Consider the following 989-nt stretch of genomic DNA (forward strand, 5'->3'; position numbering starts at 1 on the left):
TGTCAGACACCTATCGCGATGTTCCGTTGGTCGATCTGACCACCTCCTCCGATGCTCCGATCGGAGCTTTTCCGTCAAGCTCGTCCAACCTTCCCGCGGGCGCGGTGCTCGGGGCCACCGAACTGCTGAGCGACGCCCATATCCATAGGGATTACGAATTCCTCGAGCAGCAGCTGCAGCAGGTCGATCCAGCGCTCGCCGCTCGAACGCGGCTGGTGGATCCGTCGGTATCCCATCTGCTGCGCCACATGGAGCAGCAAGACGCGCGAGGTACATTGCAGTCGATTTATAATCGAAACGCCGGCCCACCCGACTTCCTGTTCGTGCCAGTGAACGATGGCACTCCTGGCAACCGCGGCACCCATTGGTCGCTGCTGCTCGTAGATCGCCGCGACCCGCAAAGAACGGTCGCCTATCACTACGACTCCATTCATCAGCAAAATCGACAGGGATACAACAACGCGCCTGCACTGGAGCTCGCAACAAGACTGGACGCGACCACCCTGGTGACACCCGCCATGGCGCAGCAGAACAACGGTGTTGATTGCGGCGTCTTCGTGGTGGACGGCACGCGCGAGCTGGTTCTTCGATTGGCGAACGAAGAGCGGCCAGGCCCGCAGCTGCCGTTGCACCTCGACTACCTCGTCGCCGATCGGCAGGCGCTGCAAAACCGACTGAGGCAGGGGCGCTTGCCGCACGAGCTTGCCGCAATCCCCGCGGATGCATTTGCAGCAGCCGGGTCGCAGGTACAACACGCCGTCTTGCAAGAGCAGCAAGCCCGACAAGTCGCGCCAGCCCCGTTTGACCGGCACTTGGGCCAGACGCGCGAGGCCCAGGACGAGCTGATGAGTACACTTGACAGGAACAACCGCGTGAACAGCGGGGGCGCCATCATAAACAATGAACATCACACAGCCCTGTTGCGGCCTGTGAAAAGGCAGAGGACTGAGAGTACGCAAACCCTCGCAATCGGGCGGCAGCTGAGCGAA

Annotated in this window: 1 protein-coding gene; it reads left to right on the forward strand. The window is 61.7% G+C overall.

All coding sequences use genetic code 11. The annotated features are described in order from the left end of the window. Window positions 1–26: 26 nt before the first annotated feature. On the forward strand, window positions 27–989 hold a 963-nt coding region (locus tag AC0L24_RS33820; protein WP_473565084.1), incomplete at its 3' end, for a Ulp1 family isopeptidase.

The organism is Mesorhizobium sp. WSM4809, from assembly GCF_055811655.1.